Genomic DNA, 22589 nt, shown 5'->3' on the forward strand with positions numbered 1-22589 from the left:
GAGTAGCCGCTTCCGGAAGGCGATGCGGGTGGCTTATTTGTTACGACCAACGCCGATCATGGCGCAGCGGAAACCAATCATAGCCGTGGCTGAATCCTGATCCAGGAACCGGCGTGTACCGGGCGAGAGCCAGTACGCTACGTCGTTCCAGGAGCCGCCTTTGTAGACCCGAAGCTTATCGTCAATCAGGCTATTGTTGCCTTTCTTATCATAATTCTTGGCGTCATCAAGGTACCCGTTCCGCCGGATGGGGTTCAGGTCATTTACATCTTCGTACGACAGCGGGCGGTATACGTCATACACCCACTCATTTACGTTACCGGCCATGTTATACAGACCAAAATCGTTGGCTGGATACGCGTAGATCTCGGCGGTAATGATGGCGCCATCGTTCGAACGACCGGCAATACCGGCATAGTCACCCCGACCGCGTTTGAAGTTGGCCAGCATCTGACCCTGTTTACGCCCTTTCTTGGGGTTCCGCACCGATGAACCATCCCAGGGGTAAATACGCTGGTTAATCTGGTTCTCATCCATGTACTGGGTACCGATGAGCGCTTTAGCGGCATATTCCCACTCAGCCTCTGTTGGCAACCGGTAATCGGGCAGGATCATACCACTTTCCAGACTTGGTTTGGTCGGAGCGGCTGAAGTGGCTTCGGCCAGGGCGGGTTCAGCCGCTTCTTTTTTCGATTTACGCTTGAGCGAAAAGCCACCCCCTTTTTTCTTTTTATCACCACCGCCTTTGGCTAACTCATTGTTAACCGCGTCGGTCCGCCACCGGGCGTAGTCGCTGGCCTGAACCCAGGAAACACCAACGACCGGGTAGTATCGGAAAGCCGGGTAGCGCAGGTACTGGGTAACGTATGAGTCGTTGAACGACAGGGGATTGGCCCAAACCGTTGTGTCGGGCAAGGCAGCCCGCACTACTTCCTCTGACGAGTCGCGCGAGATGGCGTTCAGGTACTCGAGGTAGTGAACGTTGGCAATCTCGGTTTCATCCATATAAAACGACTGGATCGACACCGTACGCTCGCGGTTATCGCGGGTGTTCATCACGTCTTCTTCCAGCGCCCCCATCGTGAACCGACCACCTTCAATGAAGACGAGGTTCGGGCCTGCTTTCTGCCCCGCAAATTTCTTTACCTGGAAGCCATCCTTCTGGTTGTAAGCAATTCCTGTCGCCGTACTTTTCTTGCCGGGTTGTACGCTGGTCGGATGCTTGGACTTACAGGATGCCAGTGCCGCCGTAGCCAGTAGCACGTAAGCCACTCGTTGCAGGTGATACTTCTGAATCATTGCTGTATTTTGTGTAAAACGTAGATACAAAGTTGGGTATTAAATCGACATTGCCCCTAAAATTTCATCCAGCTGTTCGACCGAGTGAACGTCCGTATGGGTGAAAATTGGGCGGCCTTTTGACTCTTTCAGAGAACATTGGGCTGGGTTTCGCTTGATGTAGTCAATTACCTTGCCAAATTGGTCGCCGGTAAAGAAGGCATCATTCCCGTTAGAAACGAAGTATCCTTTCAGAATAGTATTCTTAAGCGTCAGTTTTTCAAGGTACAAGCGCTCGGCTTTCCACCGTACGTTCACCATCTTGATCAGGTTCTCGACTTCTTCGGGTAATGGCCCAAACCGATCGAGTATTTCCTGACGGAACGCCAGCAGTTCGTCCGGACTCTGAAGGGTATCCAGCCGGGTGTACAACGCAAGCCGCTCTGATATGTTTTGAACATACCGTTCAGGAATAACGACCGTCAGGTCGGTTTCTATAACGGTGTCGGGCAGGGCCAGCTTGAGGTCGCCGGGTTTGGTCTCGAACAGATCCCGGAATTCGTTCTCGCGCAGCTCCTGTACGGCTTCATCCAGCACTTTGTGGTACATCTCGAAACCCAAATCGTTTACGAAGCCGCTCTGCTCGGCTCCCAGGAGGTTACCGGCTCCGCGGATGTCGAGATCGCGCATGGCAATCTTGAAGCCTTCGCCCAGGTCTGAGAAGTCCTCCAGCGTCTGAAGCCGTTTCCGGGCATCGGCGGTGAGCACCGAAGGAGGTGGAGTCAGCAGATAACAGAACGCTTTCCGGTTGGACCGACCCACGCGGCCCCGCATCTGGTGAAGATCCGACAAGCCGAAGTAATGCGCATTGTTGATCAGAATCGTGTTGGCGTTCGATATGTCGAGGCCTGATTCGATGATGTTGGTCGATACGAGCACGTCGTACTCGCCTTCGATGAAGCGCGTCATGACTCGTTCCAGTTTGTCGCCTTCCATCTGGCCATGCGCCACGCCGATCCGTGCTTCAGGAACCAGCCGCATGATCAGGTTTCCGATCGACTCAATATCATTGACCCGGTTGTGAACGAAGAACACCTGCCCGCCCCGCCGGATCTCGTAACTGACCGCATCGCGAATGGTGGCTTCGTTGAAAGCGTGTACTTCGGTGGTTACGGGCTGTCGGTTGGGCGGGGGCGTAGCGATGACCGACAGGTCACGGGCGCCCATCAATGAGAAGTGCAGGGTTCGGGGTATGGGCGTTGCTGTCAGCGTAAGTACGTCGACCTCCACGCGCATTTCCTTAAGCCGGTCTTTGGTTTTCACGCCAAACTTCTGCTCTTCATCGATCACCAGCAGACCCAGATCTTTGAACTTAATATCCTTGTTGACGATCCGGTGGGTACCGATCAGAATGCCGATCTCGCCCGCGGCTACATCTTTCAGAATCTCTTTTACCTTGGCCGCCGACCGAAAGCGGTTAATGTACTCGATCTTCACGGGGAAGTCGGCCATGCGTTCGCTGAAGGTCTTGAAATGTTGCATCGCCAGGATTGTGGTCGGGACCAGCACGGCTACCTGTTTGTTGTCGGTAACGGCCTTGAAGGCCGCCCGTATCGCGATCTCCGTTTTGCCGAAACCCACGTCGCCACAAACGAGCCGGTCCATGGGGTGCGGCCGTTCCATATCGTCTTTAACGTCGTTGGTAGCTTTAGCCTGATCGGGCGTGTCTTCATACAGGAATGACGACTCAAGTTCGGCCTGCAGAAAACTGTCGCGGCTATAGGCATAACCCGGTGCGGTTCGGCGTTTGGCGTAGAGGGCAATCAGCTCGCGCGCAATGTCCTTGACTTGCTTACGAATGCGGGACTTCTTCTGCTCCCACTCCTGCGAGCCCAGCTTGCTCATAGTCGGTGGAGTGCCCTCACGGCCGCTGTATTTGGCGATCTTGTGCAAACTGTGGATACTGACCAGCAGCATGTCATTATCGCGGTAAATCAAACGTATGGCCTCTTGCTCGTTGCCGGCATTGTCCACTTTCTCCAAACCGGCAAACCGGCCAATGCCGTGATCGACGTGGGTTACGTAATCCCCGGGTTGCAGCGTTTTCAGTTCGCGCAGGGTCAGCGCCTTCGATTTTGAGAATTTATCCTGTACCCGGTACTTGTAATACCGGTCAAAAATCTGATGATCGGTGAAGACCGCAATCTTCAGCGCATCGTCCAGAAAACCTTCGCGCAGCCCAATGTTCAGCGGCTGAAACTTGACAAACGGATCCAGCTCTTCGAATATAGTGCGGAGCCGGTCGAGTTGCTTAAACGACTCAGCCGCGATGACGTTGGTATATCCCTTAGCCTGATTGTCGCCCAGTGTATCGACCAGCCGTTTGAAATCTTTGTTGAATGATGGCTGCGGCTTGGAGGGGTACTGCTGCCGGCCTTCGGTTTTGAAGTAGAATTTACGGCCAAACTCAACCGTCCGAAACCGTTTCAACTCGTTCAGAAACGACCGCCGGGTCTCGAACAGTTCACCCGGATCGGACACGATTTGAATGCCGCCACTGCTTGCTACCGTCGACTCAAAACTTTGTTCGGCTTTTTCGTAGCACTTTTCGACGATGTCGAGGGTGAACTCGATGTCTTTGGCCCAAACGGTTGTGGCTGCGGGCAGGAAGTTGAAGAAAGGCTCGCGGGTTTCCTCAACGAGCTTGGTCTGGATGTTCGGGATAATGTTGATGAACTCAACGGCCTCGGTCGAGAGCTGCGTTTCGGGGTTAAACTGCCGGATGCTCTCTACCTCGTCGCCGAACAAGTCGATGCGATAGGGAAACTCACTGGCAAACGAGAATACGTCGATAATACCACCTCGTACCGAAAACTGACCGGCTTCGTAGACGAAATCTGTTTTCTCAAACTCGTAATTCTGCAGCAGTTCCGCAACGAAGTTAGTGTCCAGCTTCTCGCCTACCCGGATGGTTAGTGTATTGGCCTGTAACGAACGCTTGTTGATTACTTTTTCAAACAGCGCTTCGGGATACGTTACCATCAGCAGCCCATCTTTCGGAGCGGGGTTCAGCTTGTTCAGGACTTCGGCCCGCATCAGTACGTTAGCGTTTTCAATCTCCTCGTACTGGTACGGCTTTTTGTACGACATCGGGAACAGAAGTACATCGCGCTCAAGCAGGTTCTGGATATCGTTGAAGAAGTAAGCGGCTTCGTCGCGATCGGTCAGAATGTAGAGATGATTACCGCCCACCGACCTGAACACGGCCGAGGCCAACACGGCATCCAGGCTACCTGCCATTCCTTTAATCTGAAGGCGTTGGGGTTCGCCGTCAGGTTTCCGGCCAAAGGGTTCGGCCAGTAATTTTATGAAGCTATCGTCGGCATATAAGCCAAGCAATTCGTTAGGTTTCAAACGTACCAGCAGGTTGTATTGTCAAACACGAAAAGCCGCTGGAAGAATGTTCCGGCGGCACGGTAGCATAACAGCACGTTTCGGCGATTTGTTACAGGCGGAACCTAGTTTAAGTCGGCAATCCGTTTGTAGTCGATCTGCTCTTTTTGCAATAGTTTCTGGATGCGCTCACTGTCCTCAAAAACAATGATGATTTCCTTCTTGTCGTCGGTTTCTTCATCATCGACCCATTTCCAATCCTCGGCCGTTGCATCAAGCATGTTCAGAACACTGGCCATCTTGGCGGGGTCACGTTCTTTGCTGATAAAGCTATTTGTATCGGTGATATAAAGAACAATTCGTTCGTCTTCCAGCCAGTGCAAATCGTTCAGCGAATCGCTCAGATCGTCGAGGCTGAAACCGAAATCAGGGATCTCCAGTACGTGAGCCATGGCCTCGTAAAACTGTCTCAGGCTAAGCGTTTTTGCCCCGTCAATATGGGCGATAAAATCGCTCCCGAATAGGGGCTTCAGATCGGCTTCTGACTGGCTGATTAGTATGTTCGGACTCATGTAATTCTACTAAAAATAAGGGGTGGTTAGTCTATAGAAACTGTTCCACGTGAAAATTGAAAATCAGCAAGTTATAAACGTATGTAACCAGTTAAACCCTGGTTACTTATGCATATTAGGGTATACCATACCCGCAAAAGTACAATTTTAATCTATAAAAAAACCCTCTTCGAGAGAGGGTTTTTCACGGGTTAATTCAGCGAAAACAGCGGGATCCGAGCCGCCACCATGTTGTGAAACATGAGCTCGGTAATAAGAGGTGTCATGTACTTGACGAGCGGAAATTCGGAGATCGATTCCATCACTTCCAGCTCAGAATCGGCCTTAAAAATGCACCAGAGTTTTTGGCGATCGACCGAGAGCGAGTAAGACAACAGAAAGCCTCGCTCCATTAATTCTTCTACCTTAAGCCGCTGAGCTGGAATCCGGTTTGTAAACTCTTCATCCATAACAGCCGGGAGGTCAAATTCAACCATATACTGGCTCATAAGCATTGCTGTTAATTGCAAACCGGTTGTGGGATGGGCTTCTTAGGCGCCCCCGGTTATAAGCAAATTAACAAAGTTTAGCTCATCTTCGTTGATCGAGTGTGCAAAATTCGGGTAAAGTCTGGCCGTAACAGACGCGCCCATCTCCGAAAAAACACGCTCGCTTTCGAGTACGCGTTCTTTCGGAACGTGCGAATCGACATCACTGCAACCCAGAAAAACGGGCGTATTGCCAAACGATCCTTCGTACTGGCGGGGCGTCCCGTCGGGGCCGATCAGGCCACCGCTCAGACCAAAAATACCCCCGTACTCGGTCGCGTTTCGGGCAACGTATTCCAGCATGAGACAAGCCCCCTGCGAGAAGCCAAACCAGTAAATCTGGGGGAGTTTAAAATTAAAATCGGACTGTAGCCGCGCGCGCAAACTGGTTAGTACATCGAGCGCCGACGACAGGTAAGGCTCGTTCTCGGCCATGGGCCGCAAAAACGAGTACGGATACCAGGTACGGCCGTTAGCCTCGGGAGCAACGAACGCAAAATCATCGGCCTTGATATACTCCGACAATGATAGTATGTCCCGCGCTGAGCCGCCCCGACCGTGTACCATGATCATCACTTTGCTGGCTTCTTCGAGCGGCTTGCCAGCCGTCACTATATTATTCGGGTTGTGTATCATAGAAGAACCTGTTTATGGCCCCGGACGCAGCTGCTGACTTAATGAGCAGCTGCGTCCGGGCACTGATCATTTACCGGACAACGATGGGGGGCAACGCCTGTTCCAGGGTGGCCCGGCGGGCTTCGTACTGAGCGGGCAGTTTCAGGTTTTGACCCAACTCCGCGAGGGGTTCGTCGACGGTGAAGCCCGGCGGGTTGGTCGCAATCTCAAACAGGATACCGCCCGGCTCGCGGAAATAAATGCTATGAAAATAATTCCGGTCCAGGACCGTAGTTGGCTGAAAACCGGCCCGCATCAGCTCATCGCGGATAGCCAGCTGGGTCTCGTCCGTATCGGTCGAGAAAGCTACGTGGTGAACCGAACCGGCACCCTGCAGTGCCCTGACATCACCCGGCGATACCTGCACATCGACATAGTTGCCGGGGCCGCCAGTACCGGCTTTGAAGCGGAAGCGGCCCTGCTCCTCCCCTACCAGCGTATGCTGCATGGTATCGGTCAGCAGTTTGATAGTCCGGTCGGGGTTTTGCTCGTTCAGCGTAACGGTATGAAAACCACGAACGGCGTACTCGGCCGGGATGTGTTTATTGTCCCAGCCCGGGCGCTGATCTTCGTTGTTGAAAACGAGTTCGATACCAGCCCCGTCGCCATCCTCAAACCGAAGAACCGATTCGGAAAAGCGTTTGTAGGGTCCTGCGTAGGGAATACTGCGCTCGTTGAGCCGATCCATCCAGTACTGCAACGAAGCGGTAGGTACCGAAAACGCGGTGTACGTCAGCTGACCTACGCCTTTCCGGCCACGGGGTAATCCGCTGCCGTAGGGAAAAAACGTCAGAATGGTACCGGGCGATCCGGCTTCGTCCCCGTAGTAGAGATGGTACACATCAGGCGCATCGAAGTTGACCGTTTTCTTGATCAGCCGCAGGCCCATGATGTCGGTATAAAAATCAACGTTGCGTTGCGTGTCGCCAGCCAGCGTCGTTACGTGGTGCAGGCCATTGATAAGGGTTTCCATAGTGCAAAAAGTTAATTGTGAGCGTCTTTGTTTAATACGTGTAGATGTATTTGATGTATATACATTTAATTTTTAGAATTTGTTCAACAAAAAAAGCCCGACTCATAAAAGCCGGGCTTAAAAATGAAAATCAGCATGGATTACTCCATAAGGAATGGGTAATCTTTCTGAACGTAGACGTCTTTATAAGCTTCTTCAGCTGGCGGGTACGGCGACTCTTCGGCAAACTTAACCGACTCATCGACAATACCTTTAATTTTCTGGTCGATGGCGGCCAGATCGTCTTCGGTTGCCAGTTTCTGCTCGAGGATGCGGCTCTTCACCATTTCGATCGGATCGCGCTGTTTGTACTGTTCTACTTCTTCTTTAGAGCGGTACTTCTGCGGATCGGACATCGAGTGGCCCCGGTAGCGGTAGGTCCGGAACTCAAGGAAGGTAGGCCCTTCTCCCGACCGGGCGCGATCAGCTGCGCGGCTCACGGCGTCATGAACGGCTTCAACGTCCATCGCGTCGACCGGTTCGGCGGGCATGTCATACGATTCGCCGAGGGTATACAGCTCCGTTACGTTCGAGGTGCGGGCTACGGAGGTACCCATGGCATAACCGTTGTTTTCTACCACGAAGATGACGGGTAGTTTCCAGAGCATGGCCATGTTGAACGCTTCGTGCAGTGCTCCCTGCCGAACGGCTCCGTCGCCCATGAAACAGATACAGAGGTTAGACGTCTTGTTGTACTTCTCGGCAAAGGCGATGCCGGCGCCCATTGGTATCTGCGCACCAACGATCCCGTGGCCACCCATGAAGTTGACCGATTTATCGAAGATGTGCATCGAGCCGCCTTTCCCTTTCGAAGAGCCCGTTTGTTTGGCAAACAGCTCGGCCATGACGGCTTTTGGATCAGAGCCGAGCGCCAGCGGGATACCGTGGTCGCGGTAGGCTGTGATCCATTTGTCGTCTTTTGTAAGCGCGGTGTACGAGCCCGATGAGCCGGCTTCCTGCCCAATGTATAAGTGGCAAAAACCCCGGATTTTCTGCTGCCCGTAGAGCTGCCCGGCTTTTTCTTCAAACTTGCGTTGCAGCTGCATCGATTCGTACCAATACAGGTAACGCTCTTTTGGGTGCTGCGTTTTGGCCGGGGCCGGGGCCTTCCCATTCTTGGGCTGACTGGCTGCGGCTGGGTTTTTGTCTTTTACGCTTGCCATGAGAAATGAGTTCTATTGAAATGGGCAGACGCCGATAGCGGCTCACTCTGGGTTTATTAACCTAACAAAGCGACCGTATCTTTGTTGCCAATATCGACGGCTTACAGTTATGCGTTAAACCGACAATTGACCGCGAAATTACGCATTCCCGCGTTATACACCACCTATGCACCTCGAAAAGCTGAGCCTGACCAATTTTAAGAATTATGAAGACGGGCGATATGCGTTTGGGCGGCAGGTAAACGTAATTGTTGGGCCAAACGGCAGCGGAAAAACGAATCTGCTCGATGCGGTCTATTTCCTGTCGTTGAGCAAAAGTGCCTTTCAGAATCAGGACGCGTTCAGCATACTGCACGGGGCCGATTATTTTATCATCGACGGGGTTTTCCAGGAAACCGAACATCACCACGCCCAGATCACGATTAGTCTGCAACGCGGCCAGCGAAAGGTAGTCATGGCTGACAAAAAGCCGTACGAACGAATCAGTGACCACATTGGCCGCTTCCCGGTTGTTCTGATTGCGCCGAACGATACCGATCTGGTGCGCGAACATTCCGAAGACCGGCGCCATTTTTTCGACGGGGTTCTGTCGCAGCTCGACGCCGATTATCTGCAGGATTATCTGACCTACCAGCACGTACTCAAACAACGTAACAGCCTGCTCAAACTGTTTGCCGAGCGGAATCAGGTCGACAACGACATGCTGGATACGTACGACGAGCCGCTGCTTGTTATCGGTCAGCGGATTCACGACCGGCGGCAGCAGTTCATCGCCGAGTACCTCCCCTTTTTTCAGTCGCATTATGCGTACCTCAGCAACGAGCGCGAAGTAGTCAATATCGTCTACGAATCGGAGGTGAGCAATCCGGGGTTTGCCGAGGAGTTCCGCCATTTTCGACGGCGCGATACGGTACTGCAACGGACTACAATGGGCATACATAAAGACGACTACAATTTCCTGATCGGCGATGTACCGCTGAAAAAGTTCGGTTCGCAGGGGCAGCAGAAGACCTTCGTGATTGCGCTGAAACTGGCTCAGTTCGACTGGCTCGAATCGGTCAAAAGCATTAAGCCTATCCTGCTGCTGGATGATATCTTCGACAAACTCGACGACCAGCGCATCGGCAAACTGATTGCCCGGATGGACGAAGGTGCGTTTGGGCAGATCTTCGTTACCGACGCCCGCGCCGAACGGACCCGCGATTTATTAAGTGAGGTAAAGGCCGAGGTCCGGTTCTTCGAAACAGGCGACACCAACCCGCTCTGATGCTTCTCCCCACCGGCCACCCCGCTGCTGATCCTGGCAGAACAGCTCGGTAGTAAGTTGGTCAGAAACCTTCCTTTTACTCTACGCAACCTGGCTGCATCGATCCCGAAGCCGAGTTGCGATGCGGTGGCTGGTCGTGCCTTGTCGTCGCTGGGCCAGCCAACTGGGTGTAGCCTAAACCCGTAATTATAACTTTTCATGAAAAGAGCCCTTACTCTTATTATCGTACTGTTGGTTAGTGGGCTGGCCTTTGGTCAGCAGCCCTTCTCGAGTGGACCGCTCAGGGTGTCGGAGAACCGGCGTTACCTGGTTCATGCGGATGGTACACCGTTCTTCTACCTGGGCGATACGGCCTGGGAGTTGTTTCACCGACTCAACCGCGCCGAAGCGGACCAGTATCTGAAACGCCGGGCCGAGCAGGGGTTTACGGTCGTTCAGGCCGTTGCTCTGGCTGAGCTGGATGGCCTGGATACACCCAACGCCAACGGTGATAAACCCCTGCTTAACAACGACCCTACGAAGCCAAACGAAGCGTACTTCAAACACGTCGATTACGTGATCGACAAAGCCGCCGAGTACGGTATCGTTATTAGCCTTCTGCCTACCTGGGGCGACAAACTCTTCAAAAGCAGCTGGGGTAAAGGTCCCGAAATCTTTACAGTCGGCAACGCCAGAACCTACGGGCAGTGGATCGGCAACCGGTACAAAAACCGGCCAAACATTATCTGGATTATCGGGGGCGACCGAAACCCCCGCGCCAACTCGCAGGATGTGGCGGTCTGGCAGGCTATGGCCGGCGGTATCGAAACGGGGGTTAGCGGAGCCGACAAAGCCCTGATCAGCTATCACCCGCAGCCGAACGGACTCAAAGGCGGAGCCACCGAATGGTTCGGCAACGACACCTGGCTGGATTTCAACATGCACCAGAACGGACACTGCCGCGACACGCCCATGTACGATCATATCAGCGTGTCGTACAACAAAACCCCCGTTCGGCCCACGATGGATGCCGAACCCATCTACGAAGATCATCCAGTCTGCTTCAACGCCAAAGACCTCGGCCTGTCCAACGCCTACGACGTCCGGAAGTATGCTTACCTCGATTTGTTTGCCGGGGCCCACGGCCATACCTACGGTTGCCACGATATCTGGCAAATGTACGCGCCGGGTCGGGAGTCGGTCAACGGAGCGCGTATGCCCTGGTCAGAGGCCCTCGAGCTGCCCGCTGCCAACCAGATGAAATTTGTCCGGCAGCTGATGGAGTCGCGGCCAATGCTGGAGCGCGTGCCTGATCAGTCGCTGATTGTCGAGAATAACTACCCGCCCGCCGAGCGGATACAGGCCACGCGGGGCCGGGCTTATGCGTTCGTATATACAGCGGCCGGAAAACCGTTTACGGTCAACCTGGGCAAAATCAGCGGCTCGAAGGTAAAAACGGCCTGGCTAAACCCGCGTACCGGAGAAATAAAAGAGCACAGCACCATAACCAACACGGGTCAGCAACGGTTTGCCCCGCCCGCTTCCGGCTATGGTCAGGATTGGGTGCTGGTGCTCGACGGGGTGCAGTAAGTCAGTTAAGGTAAGCCACTAACGCCCGGCGAAATTTCGGTTTCGTCGGGCGTTTACGTTGGTTCGCACGCGTATTTTGGCCGTTCATCATTTTATCTGAAAATATATAATGGAAACTCCGAACCTTTGCGGAGTTTCCGCGGTTTTACCCGATAAAGTACAATTCCAATATGAAGGAACGGATTTTATCGGAGGCCGAACGGCTATTCTGGCGATACGGGGTGCGCTCGGTAACAATGGACGACATTGCCCGGCAGCTGGGTATCTCCAAAAAGACGATCTATCAGCATTTCAGTGACAAAGAACAGATTCTGTACCAGGTCATTCAGGACAAAATCAGTACCGACGTTACGGAAATGCAGTGTGTAGTCTCGGAAACCAGCAATCCGATAGAAGAAATGTTGATTGTGCTGGAAATGATGCATAAACACCAGGATCAGGTTAGTCCTAATCTGGTGATGGACGTGAAGCGTCATTATCCGCAAGCATTTACGCTTTTCCGCGAGCACATGGATCGGCATATATTGAAATCGATTCTTGAAAATATACAAAAAGGAATCTCGCTCGGTTTATACAGACCCGATATCAATCCGGCTATTCTGGCCCGGATGCGAGTTGAGCAAATCGAGCTGGCGTTCAATAACGATTTTTTTCCAACCACTGAGTATTCCATGATCGACGTGCAGCGGGAGCTGATCCATCACTTCGTTAGGGGGATGCTTACGGAACAGGGCTTCACCATCTACAATCAGTATGTCAATCTATACAATCATGACGTTCAGGAACACAAGGCGGATACTAGCGGTCTGGCTACTCTCCCTACTGAGTAGTACCAGCCTGGTATGGGCCCAGCAGCCCCAGCGACAAGAGTTCTCGCTGCAGGAAGCCATTCAGTTTGCCACCTCGGCCAACATCAATGTGCAAACATCGCGTCTGGATGCCGCGTCTGCCGAATCCCGGATCAAAGAAGTAAAGTCGACCACGTTACCGCAGGTCAGTATAGGAAGCTTACTGACGTATAATGCCATTATTCAGCGCTTTATCTTACCAGCGGGTGGTTTCGGGGCGCCCTCGTCGACAACGGCGGGCAGTGGCACCCAGCCCGAAGATGCAGCTGTAACGGCGATCCCGTTCGGGGTAAACTTTCAGGGTAACGTACAGGCAACGGTCAACCAGCTCCTGTTCGATGCTTCGTATAAAATTGGGCTGAAAGCAGCGGCCACCCTGCGGGAGCTGAGTCAGAAAAACGTGACGGCCTCCAAAATCAACGTGGCTGAGCAGGTGGCCAAAGCCTATTATAATGTATTGGTCAGCGAAGAGCGTATCAAGCTGCTCGATTACAACATCAGCCGCATCGACTCGCTTTACAAGGAAACACAGGCCCTGAATAAACAGGGGTTCGTGGAGAAAATCGATGTCGACCGTCTGGAAGTACAATCGAACAACCTGAAGGCTGAGCGGCAGAACGTTCAGAACCTGATCGGGCTGAGCTATTACCTGCTCAAATTTCAGATGGGCCTGGGTACGAACGATGTGGTGGTGCTGACCGACAAAATTCAGGACCTCAACCCCGACCAGCTCGAACGGTCGGTTGCGTTTACGCCGGAGTTCGATTACAGCCAGCGGGTCGAGTTCTCAGTGCTGCAAAGTCAGATCACCCTGGCCGACCTCGATTACCAGAGTATTGCCAAGCAGTATTTTCCGCGGGTGGTGGCGTCGGCAACGTATGGTCACAACAACGGTCGGAATAACCTGGGCGATTTTTTTACGACGACCTGGTTCAATTCGGCGGCTATCAACCTGCAGATTCAGGTGCCGGTATTTGACGGATTTCAGAAACGCTATGCCGCCCAGCAGAGGAAGATTGCCCTCGATAAGGCCCGCCTGGGTAGCAACCTGCTGAAAAACTCGATCGACCTGCAGATCCGGCAGTCGCAGATTACGATTCAGAATAGCCTGCAGACCCTCCGGACGCAGAAGCGGAACCTCGATCTGGCCCAGGAAATTCTGCGCGTTACCCGAATCAAGTACAAAGAAGGCGTTGGGTCGAATATTGAGGTGCTGAACGCCGAATCGTCATCGCGCGAAGCGCAGACCAACTACTTCGCATCGCTGCTGGATTTCATGCTGGCCAAAGTTGACTACGACAAAGCAACGGGTAAGCTGTATACAGGCAATTAAAGACAAACAACACCGAATCATGAAAGCATATTACGCTATTGCCCTGACCACGAGTTTGCTGATGGCTTGTGGGGGAGAAAAGAAAAACGACCTGGAAGGCAAACGCGCCGAGCTGAGCGAGCTGAAAGCCAAGCAGGCCGAACTGGCCACCCAGATCAAAACGCTGGAAGGCGAAGTGGCCAAACTCGATCCGAAGAAGAAAGAAGAAGCCCGGGTAAAAGACGTCGTGGTATCGCCGATAACGGCCAGTACGTTCCGGCGGTACGTAGAACTTCAGGGTACAATCGACGCTAAAAACAACGTACAGGTGTCGCCCAAGTCGGGCGGGGCGGTAACGGCGGTTTATGTGGTAGAAGGCTCATCGGTGCGGGCTGGCCAGGTGCTGGCGCGGCTCGACGATCAGATTCTGCGGACCTCGCTCGAAGAGATAAAAACCCAGTTGTCGCTGGCCAACACGGTCTTCGAAAAGCAGGCCAACCTCTGGAAACAGCAGATCGGCACCGAAATTCAGTACCTGCAGGCCAAAAACAACAAAGAGTCGCTGGAGCGTCGGCTGGCTACCCTGAACTCGCAGCTGAGCCAGTCGAACGTAACGGCGCCCATCTCAGGGGTCGTTGATAAAGTACTGGCCAAGGTGGGGTCATCGGCAGCGCCGGGTATGCCCATGTTTCAGATCGTAAACCTGTCGCAGCTGAAGGTGAAAGCCAACGTGGCCGACACCTACGCGGGTAGTGTGAAGAAGGGAGATGAGGTCATTGTACGCTTCCCCGACGTGAACCGGGAGTTGAAAACCCGCGTCAATTTCGTGTCGACAACGGTTGATCCGCTGAGCCGGACGTTTACCATTGAAGCTCCGCTGCCATCGGACCGGTCGCTGAAACCGAACATGCTGGCGCAGATCAAGATCAATGACGTAAACAAAGCCGACGCGCTGGTCATCAATCAAAACCTGATTCAGAACACCGAATCGGGTCAGCTGGTCTACGTGGCCGTGAACGAAGGCGGCAAGAAAGTGGCCAAGTCGCGGAAAATTACGCCGGGTCAGAGCTACGGCGGGCAGATTGAGATTATCGCAGGCCTGAAACCCGGCGACCAGTTGGTTACCCAGGGCTACCAGGAACTGACCGACGGCACACCGATCAACTACTAATGGATTTTCGGGCGTCAATACGGGGTAACGCCCATCACGCTGCCTGAAAAACCAAAAACTGATTTCTCGATGAAAGCAGAACACATAAAAACACTCGGTTTCACGAACTGGTGCGTAGAGAACCGAACGGCTATCTACATCTTTACCGTCATCATTACCCTGGGCGGCTTGCTGGTATACAATAACCTGCCCAAGGAGCAGTTTCCGGACATTAAAGTGCCGACGATCATCGTGACGACGGCTTATTTCGGAACGGCACCGGCCGATATCGAGAATACGATCAATAAACCGATCGAGAAGCAGATCAAGTCTATTTCGGGCGTAAAACGCCTGAAATCGAACGCCTTGCAGGATTTTTCCCTGATCACGGTAGAGTTCAACCCCGACGTTGAAACGGCCGAGGCTCTGCAACGAGTCCGCGACGCCATCGACAAAGCCCGGCGCGACCTGCCCCAGAAGATGGACGACGGCCCAACGGCGCAGGATGTGAACTTCTCGGAGTTTCCGATTATGAACATCAACCTGGCCGGTAACTTCTCGCTGAACCAGCTGAAGACCTATGCCGAGGACATGCAGGACGCCATCGAGGCCATGCCCGAAATTAGCCGGGTCGATATTGTGGGTGCCTTGAAGCGCGAAATTCAGATCAATGTTGATCTGCCCCGAATGCAGTCGGCGGGTCTGGCCTTTACTGATATTCAGCAGGCCGTACAGGGTGAAAACGTAAACGTATCGGGCGGAGAACTGAACCTGGAAGGGGTTCGGCGCACGCTGCGCGTAAAAGGCGAGTTTTCTGACGTTCAGGCACTGCAGAACCTGCAAATCCGGACCGCCACAGGGGCTACCATCCGCCTGGGCGACGTAGCCGACGTCCGCGACTCGTTCGAGGAGCAGCAGGATTTTGCCCGGCTGAGCGGCAAATCGGTCGTGACGCTGAACGTGATCAAACGGGCGGGGGCCAACCTGATTGCCGCTTCGGACCGGATCGAAGCCACGATCGATGAGTTTGAGGAAGACCGTTTCCCGCCGGGGCTCGACGTAACCGTTACCGCCGACCAGTCGGAGCGGACGCGGGCCGAGATCAATGACCTGGTCAACACCGTTGTACTCGGGTTCATTTTTGTAGTGCTGGTTCTGATGTTCTTCATGGGTATCCGCGACGCTATTTTCGTGGGCTTGTCGGTGCCACTGTCAGCGCTGGTGGCCTTCGTACTGATGCCGGTCGTTGGGCCGGTTGTGGGCGCTGCGTTTACGCTGAACACCATCGTGCTGTTTGCCTTCCTGCTGGGTCTGGGGCTGGTCGTGGATGATGCTATTGTGGTGATCGAAAACACCCACCGGCTGTTCAACCAGCATAAGGACTGGGATATCAAACAATCTGTAAAAGCCGCGGCCGGCGAAGTATTCGTGCCGGTACTGTCGGGTACGCTGACGACCATTGCCCCGTTCTTCCCGCTGCTGTTCTGGCCCGGTATTGTGGGTGAGTTCATGAAATTTCTGCCCCTGACGCTGATTCTGACCCTGTTTGCTTCGCTGTTTGTGGCTTACGTCATGAACCCCGTCTTTGCGGTATCGTTCATGAAGCGTCACGACGAGGAGCATGGCGACGAAACCGATACCAGCTTCGACACGATCAAGCGTCCGCTGATGATCATGACCGCGCTGGCTGGCGTAGGATACGTCATTGACCGGGGTATCGGTAATCTTTTCGTGCTGTTTATCATCCTGTACGTATTCAACCATTACATACTGACGCCACGCATTATCGTGCCCTTCCAGAACAAATGGCTGCCCAAGCTAATGCGCGGGTACCGCCGGCTGATCTCGTGGGTGCTGACAGGCTGGCGGCCGGTAGTTGCCATCGGCAGTATGTTCGTGTTGTTGATTGTGACGTTCGTGCTGATGGGCATTGTGCAGCCTAAGGTGATCTTCTTCCCCAGCGGTGATCCTGACTATGCCTATGTCTATAACGTGATGCCGGTAGGGACCGATGCCCGCGTAACCGACTCGGTAACCCGGGTCATTGAGCAACGGGTGTTCAAAGTCCTCAAGGATGAGAAAGCGGAAGATATGGTGAACTCGGTCATTGCCAACGTGGGTAAGAACGCGGGCGACCCGTTCAACCCTGATCGAAACGCTACGCCCCAGAAGTCGAAAGTAACGGTGGCGTTTGTGAAGGGGCAGGATCGGGGTGGTCGTTCGTCGGCCGAGATTCTGGAAAAGATCCGGGCGGCCGTACAGGGCATTCCGGGTACCGAAATATCGGTTGAGCGCGAAGCCAACGGCCCGCCAACGGGTAAAGCCATATCAATCGAGATTGCGGGCGAAGAGTTTGCCGAACTCACCAAACTGGAGAAAGCGGTTCGTCAAAATATTCAGCAGGCTGGTATCGAAGGAATCGACCAGCTGAAATCGGACCTGATCACCAACAAGCCCGAAATCGTTATCAATATCAACAAGGAGAAGGCTCAGCGCGAAGGTATTTCGGCTCAGCAGGTGGCGTTTTCGATCCGTACGGCCCTGTTTGGCTCGGAAATATCGAAGTTCCGCGATGCCAAAGACGAGTACCCGATTATGGTCCGGCTGAAGCAGAACGACCGGAGCCAGATTGAGCAGCTGCTGAGTCTGAACATCGTTTACCGCGATATGAATCTGGGCGGTCAGCTGCGTCAGGTGCCGATCTCATCCGTAGCCGACATCAGCTACTCGACCACGTTCAGCCAGATTAACCGGAAAAATCAGGAGCGGCTCGTTACGCTGAGTTCCGATGTGGTGCCGGGCGCCAATGCCAACGTCATCAACGGACAGATTCAGCAGGTTATTAACCAGATGGAGATTCCGAACGGGTATTCGGTGAAGCTGGGTGGTGAGCAGGAAGACCAGCAGGAGTCGGCTACGTTCCTCGTTACGGCCTTTGGCGTGGCTATTCTGCTGATCTATCTGATCCTTTCCACGCAGTTTAACTCGGTCGTGAAACCGCTGATCATCTTCTTCACCATTCTGCTGTCGCTGATTGGGGTACTGCTGGGCTTCATGGCTACGGGCAAAACCTTCTCGGTGATCATGTCGGGCGTAGGGATCATTGCGCTGGCGGGTATCGTGGTGAAAAACGGGATTCTGCTCATCGAGTTTATCGATGAATTACGAGGCCGGGGCGTACCGCTTCGGGAAGCTATCATCGAGGGTGGAGCCACGCGTCTGACGCCGGTATTGCTCACGGCATCGGCGGCTGTACTGGGTCTGATTCCGCTGGCAACCGGTCTTACCGTCGATTTCGTGGGTCTGTTCCGCGACCTGGCTCCAAACATCATCATTGGTGGTGACAGCGCCGTGTTCTGGAACATCCTGGCCTGGACGATTATTTACGGACTTACGTTCTCAACGATTCTGACGCTGGTCATTGTACCCTGTATGTACTGGGTCAACGAGCGCATCCGGATGAAGTGGTTCGGTAAGAAAGACCCTGCGCTGGAGATGCAGCAGCAACAGAAGCCAGCCGAAGAGCTGGTATCCTAAGCGGCTGCTAAACAATACCATAAGAGTCTAAACGAAGCATGGACGCGGGCAACCGGCGTCCATGCTTCGTTTATAGCATTCAGGGAACAAACAATTTAGCGTATAAGGCTGTCGAAGCGGCCCGGACGTGACGATGAAAGGCAACCGATAGTTATGCCTGAAGGTTACGGCTACTGATTTCGGCCTGAATGGCTTTGTACTTGTCTTCGTTCTTTTTGCCACCACTTCCCAGTATGCCAAAGGCGACAAACAGCACCAGCAGCTTCATCAGAGACGCCCCGCTTATAGCTGCCCAAAAGAGAACACCCAGAAACGCGCCCAGAACGAAAGCCCAAAACGTTCGCTGTTTTTTGATCTTTGCCTGCTCGGCCAGCAGTTCGTCGGTGGTGAAGGTTGAATAATTGGTTGTAGTGGACATAGCAAATGATTGGTTTGACTCGGAAAGCGAATATTGACAAAAGCGAGTTAAACACAAAGTGAGTTACGTTCTTTCCGTTCAGCTTTTGCAGGGCGGATAACTCAGTCGCGGCTGGTAAAATCTGAACATAGGGGCTGGCTGGAGATTACAAGCTTATCAATCAATAGCTGTCTTATTCCTTAAAAATAATCTGGCTCCATTTATCGGGCTGGTGGGTATCGTACTGGCCGTGTGGGCTCATGACCATAGCCGGGTGGGGCTGTAGCTCGGTACCCGAAACCATAATCTTCTGAAACCGGCCCAGAAACATACGCCATAGGTCACCGGGCCGAGGGGGCAGGCTCCGGCCGTTGGCCAGCCAGGTCAGACTAGCCCACGGAATGGCGATTTCGAGGCTCCATCCCTGATCTACGTCACTGGCATCGTTCAGGGTACCGTCGATCTGTACGGCCGTTTCGAGGCCCGGCAGGTCGTAATTCAGAAAGGCCCACCGCAGGCCGCGCGGGTGGGTGCCGTACCAGAACGATGCGCCACTGCGGTCATAATCGCCCCCAAACGTCAGCGCCTGCGGGTGAAACACATCGAACTGGGGTACGTCGAACCGGCTGCCGCGCTGGTAGGCATCTTTCCAGATAAAAAATACTTCGTAGATCGTATTGCGGGCGTTTACCTCCAGCTCATAATAGCAGTCGCCCCCGTCGATGAAGAGTTCGAGGTCGCTTTCGAGGAAAATGATCGAATCGCGTTCGGTCAGGTGAGCTTCGACGTTCGGTTCTTCGGCCCGGAAGGCGATGTACAGATGGGTATCGTTCCAGAGGATAGAGGCCTGCGTGTTGTACAGCGTCTGGCCGCCCGTTACCATGTCGACAAAACGAGGGCTCCAGGTGGCGTTTTGCCAGACGGCTTTGCTCAGATCACCATCGACCTGGATGGTATCCGAAATTTTTTGGGCAGAAAATGGCTGCATAAGACTGGCTATACGGGTTGGAGCGCTCAAGTTGACAAAAAATCAGGTTGCCTGTTTCCGGACCCGACGCTTTTTCCGACAAATCGACTAAACCAACTAACCCGCTTCGGACGGTTGGGTATCTCCCCTACTTTTTCATCGGAATAATCACTTCCTAAACCCTCGTAAACCAATGAATCCATTAAACGGACAACCTCAACCCATCGCCCCGGTCGAACGGCCCCAGCAGGTCGATGTTATGCTGGAACTGATCCAGACCAGCTCATTCATTCAGGCCACTACGGCGCGCAGTTCGTTCAACGTGAGCGGTAAAAATCTGACGGCCGCCGTACTGGATACCGGTCTCCGCACGACCCATGTCGATTTTGCCGGTAAGGTCGTGGCACAGCGGAACTTCACGGCTGATAATGGGGGCAACGTCAACAACGCCAGCGATGGCAACGGACACGGCACCAACGTAGGCGGTATCATCGTGGCCAACAAGATCAACATCGGCATTGCCCCCGGAGCGAACATTGTGCCGCTCAAGGTCTTGTCGAACACCGGTGGCGGTTCCTTTACGGCGGTGAGAGATGCGCTTCAGTGGGTGCTGGATAACCACGTAGCGCACAAGATATCGGTCGTGAATCTGTCGCTGGGCGATTCGGGTAACTACCCGAACGATGATGCGTTTGCGGCCGATAGCGTGCGAGATCTGATCAAGAAACTGTCGGCCAAACGGGTCGCTGTGGTGATTGCCGCCGGTAACGATTTCTTCAAACATAACAGCAAGCAGGGTATGGGTTACCCCGGCATCTGCCGCGAAGCCATCAGCGTTGGAGCCGTTTATGACGCTAATGAAGGCGCTTTCAGCTACCTCAGCGGGGCCAAAGCGTTTTCGACGGGCCCGGGTCGCCTGACGCCGTTTACCCAGCGTCTGCACGAAACCAGCCACGCTGCCTGCCGTACGGACATTTTCGCGCCGGGAGCGCCGATTACTTCGTCGGGAATCACCTCCGATACGGCGTTCTCCATTCAGCATGGAACCAGCCAGGCGTCGCCCGTAACGGCGGGGGTAGTGTTGCTGCTGCAGGAGTATTACCAGCGGGTTGCCAAAACGCTGGCCGCGCGGTATCCGGCAACGTTCAAGGCGCCTTTCCTGCCGTCTGTTCCCTTGCTGGTCCAGTGCCTGCGCGAAGGGGGTGTGGCCATAAAAGACGGCGATGATGAGGACGACAACGTAGTTAACACCGGCCTGACCTACATCCGGCTGGATGCATTACTGGCGCTTCGCCGGATGAGTCGCTACTTCCGCCGGTACCTGCTCCTGCCTTTCAATGAGCAACAAACGGCTAACCCGAAAACGGAGATGCTGGTCGAATACGAAGTACCGGAGCTGGCGCTTCAGGACTGAGCCGGCCGCGTTTACTGAGCTGACTAGTTGCTTACGAAGCCGCGCCCGGGTTGGGCGCGGCTTTTGTGTGGACTGAAAAGTAGAGAACTTACCAGCCAACTCTTTATCAGCCAGTATGAGAACAACAAACCACCTAACTACCACGCTGGGCCTGCTGGCGTTAACCAGTCTGAGCCTGATCGGCTGCTCGGGCAACCAGGAAACGGCCAACACGGCTGTTGCCCCGCCCACGTATAAGCTGATACCCGCCCAAAAAGTCCTGTTCAACTCGTTCGTCGACTGCAATATGGCCGAAGCCTGGGTAGGCGATACGTTCCGAATCTTTCCGGGAAAGTACGGCGAAGATCCGCTCTGGGGCAATGCCCGCGACCTGAAATACGCCGACGGGAAACATGCCGAAGAGGCTTTTGCGAGTAAAGCCAGTGATTTTACCGAGCCTGCCATGCCTAAAAACGTACCCGTTGGTACGCCCGGTCTACACGGAGCAGTCTGGTTCGAGACGGTCTACCAGGACCCAACCGACAAGTCGGGTAGGACGCTCTACGCTGTTTACCACAACGAAAATTACCCGGCCACCCTCCCCTACGATTCTGCAACGGGCGAAGGATATATCGACAAAAAATGGCCGCAGGGCCTGACGGGACCCACCTCGCCGGCCGCGGTTTGCCGGATCGGCATCATGAAATCGACAAACGGGGGTAAAGCCTGGGAGAACAAAGGTATTTTCATTGAAGATCTGCAACCTCGGCTGATCCTGAAGCCGCACAACACCTCCAAAACGTTTGCGGGGGGCGTCGGCGACCCGTCGGCGGTGGCTAGCGGAGACTATCTGTACCTGTTCTACGGCGAGTACGGCTATCCCGGTCAGTACGAAGAGAAAGCCTACGACGCGCAGAAAGAATGGAGTGGCCAGTGCATCAGCGTGGCTCGTATCCGGCTGAGCGATCTCGATAATCCGGTTGGTAAAGCCCGACGCTGGGACGGTAAGGGGTTTAACGCCCCCCACAACGGCATTGGAGCGCCTATTGCGGCTCTACAGATTCCGCGCGATGCGGGTGGCGGTGCAGCCTCTTCGCCAACGGGTGGTTTTCACTGGGGGCCGTCGGTGAGCTGGAACACCTATCTGAATGGCTGGGTCATGCTGATGGGTAAGGTAACGGGCTCGTCCTGGGCGGGGAGTAGCATCCATATTTCGTTCAATCCACACAAAGACCTGGGCGAAGCCATGCAATCGCAGGCCTGGTCGAAGCCCAAACTGCTGCTCGACAAACCCGGCTATTTCCTCTGGTACCCGTCTCTCCAGCCCATGAACACCCCCGACGATGTTGCCAACAAGCATACCTGCCTGCGCCTGGGCCAGCGTGCCCGCCTGTTCGTGAAAAATATCAAACCCGAAAAGAGCGAATACAAATCGGAACACATCATTGAATTCGTAAAATGATGCCGTGATACGGTATGCCCCGATTTTCTGATTTTTCCCGGCCTGAAGGCCAGGGCAATTCATGATC

17 protein-coding genes are annotated in these 22589 nt (G+C 54.0%); 8 read left to right on the forward strand and 9 right to left on the reverse strand.

Annotation, left to right across the window (positions count from 1 at the left end):
- Window positions 1-33: 33 nt before the first annotated feature.
- The 7 genes from FBR45_RS13315 to pdhA form a co-directional block, all read right to left on the reverse strand.
- Window positions 34-1299, reverse strand: coding sequence for an SUMF1/EgtB/PvdO family nonheme iron enzyme (locus FBR45_RS13315; RefSeq protein ID WP_138503140.1), 1266 nt, complete (start codon window positions 1297-1299; stop codon window positions 34-36).
- Between the two features lie 39 nt (window positions 1300-1338).
- Window positions 1339-4692 (reverse strand): transcription-repair coupling factor, encoded by a 3354-nt coding sequence (gene mfd, locus FBR45_RS13320; protein ID WP_138503142.1) that lies wholly within the window; start codon window positions 4690-4692, stop codon window positions 1339-1341.
- Window positions 4693-4796: 104 nt separating this feature from the next.
- A complete protein-coding gene (locus FBR45_RS13325; protein ID WP_138503145.1) occupies window positions 4797-5243 on the reverse strand; it encodes a barstar family protein in 447 nt (148 codons plus the stop codon).
- 191 nt (window positions 5244-5434) lie between these two features.
- Window positions 5435-5731: a muconolactone Delta-isomerase family protein gene (locus FBR45_RS13330; protein ID WP_077924232.1), complete on the reverse strand. Its 297-nt coding sequence runs from the start codon at window positions 5729-5731 to the stop codon at window positions 5435-5437.
- A gap of 42 nt (window positions 5732-5773) precedes the next feature.
- Window positions 5774-6406, reverse strand: coding sequence for an alpha/beta hydrolase (locus FBR45_RS13335; protein WP_138503147.1), 633 nt, complete (start codon window positions 6404-6406; stop codon window positions 5774-5776).
- Between the two features lie 70 nt (window positions 6407-6476).
- Window positions 6477-7418 (reverse strand): ring-cleaving dioxygenase, encoded by a 942-nt coding sequence (locus FBR45_RS13340; protein ID WP_138503149.1) that lies wholly within the window; start codon window positions 7416-7418, stop codon window positions 6477-6479.
- A gap of 140 nt (window positions 7419-7558) precedes the next feature.
- Complete coding sequence (gene pdhA / locus FBR45_RS13345) at window positions 7559-8620, reverse strand: pyruvate dehydrogenase (acetyl-transferring) E1 component subunit alpha (RefSeq protein ID WP_138503151.1); 1062 nt, start codon at window positions 8618-8620, stop codon at window positions 7559-7561.
- A gap of 166 nt (window positions 8621-8786) precedes the next feature.
- Here pdhA and recF point away from each other — a divergent pair, with 166 nt between their 5' ends.
- The 6 genes from recF (at window position 8787) to FBR45_RS13375 (ending at window position 18303) form a co-directional block, all read left to right on the forward strand.
- Complete coding sequence (recF, locus tag FBR45_RS13350) at window positions 8787-9887, forward strand: DNA replication/repair protein RecF (RefSeq protein WP_138503153.1); 1101 nt, start codon at window positions 8787-8789, stop codon at window positions 9885-9887.
- A gap of 198 nt (window positions 9888-10085) precedes the next feature.
- Entirely contained in the window at window positions 10086-11456 is a 1371-nt protein-coding gene (locus tag FBR45_RS13355) for a glycoside hydrolase family 140 protein (RefSeq protein WP_138503155.1), read from the forward strand.
- A gap of 170 nt (window positions 11457-11626) precedes the next feature.
- Window positions 11627-12286 carry a TetR/AcrR family transcriptional regulator gene (locus tag FBR45_RS13360; protein ID WP_138503157.1) on the forward strand — a complete coding sequence of 220 codons (660 nt, stop codon included), beginning with the start codon at window positions 11627-11629 and terminating at the stop codon, window positions 12284-12286.
- A complete protein-coding gene (locus tag FBR45_RS13365; protein ID WP_246082234.1) occupies window positions 12210-13637 on the forward strand; it encodes a TolC family protein in 1428 nt (475 codons plus the stop codon). Before FBR45_RS13360 ends, FBR45_RS13365 begins: the two co-directional genes overlap by 77 nt.
- 19 nt (window positions 13638-13656) lie before the next feature.
- Window positions 13657-14787 carry an efflux RND transporter periplasmic adaptor subunit gene (locus FBR45_RS13370; protein ID WP_138503160.1) on the forward strand — a complete coding sequence of 377 codons (1131 nt, stop codon included), beginning with the start codon at window positions 13657-13659 and terminating at the stop codon, window positions 14785-14787.
- A gap of 69 nt (window positions 14788-14856) precedes the next feature.
- On the forward strand, window positions 14857-18303 hold the full coding sequence (locus FBR45_RS13375; protein ID WP_138503162.1) for an efflux RND transporter permease subunit: 3447 nt from the start codon (window positions 14857-14859) through the stop codon (window positions 18301-18303).
- Between the two features lie 151 nt (window positions 18304-18454).
- Here the strand turns inward: FBR45_RS13375 and FBR45_RS13380 are convergent, their stop codons facing one another.
- Together FBR45_RS13380 and FBR45_RS13385 are read right to left on the reverse strand one after the other, a co-directional pair.
- The gene (locus FBR45_RS13380) at window positions 18455-18721 is read right to left on the reverse strand and encodes a hypothetical protein (protein WP_138503164.1); all 267 of its coding nucleotides are present in this window, start codon (window positions 18719-18721) and stop codon (window positions 18455-18457) included.
- Window positions 18722-18893: 172 nt separating this feature from the next.
- Window positions 18894-19688 (reverse strand): carbohydrate-binding family 9-like protein, encoded by a 795-nt coding sequence (locus FBR45_RS13385; RefSeq protein ID WP_138503166.1) that lies wholly within the window; start codon window positions 19686-19688, stop codon window positions 18894-18896.
- A gap of 172 nt (window positions 19689-19860) precedes the next feature.
- On the opposite strand from FBR45_RS13385, the gene FBR45_RS13390 reads away from it, so the two are divergent.
- Window positions 19861-21081 carry a S8 family peptidase gene (locus FBR45_RS13390; RefSeq protein WP_138503168.1) on the forward strand — a complete coding sequence of 407 codons (1221 nt, stop codon included), beginning with the start codon at window positions 19861-19863 and terminating at the stop codon, window positions 21079-21081.
- Between the two features lie 115 nt (window positions 21082-21196).
- Window positions 21197-22522, forward strand: a complete 1326-nt coding sequence (locus tag FBR45_RS13395; protein WP_138503170.1) for a hypothetical protein — start codon at window positions 21197-21199, stop codon at window positions 22520-22522.
- The last annotated feature ends 67 nt before the right edge of the window (window positions 22523-22589 follow it).

The organism is Spirosoma lacussanchae (assembly GCF_005870035.1).
GTDB classification, from domain to species: Bacteria; Bacteroidota; Bacteroidia; order Cytophagales; family Spirosomataceae; genus Spirosoma; species Spirosoma lacussanchae.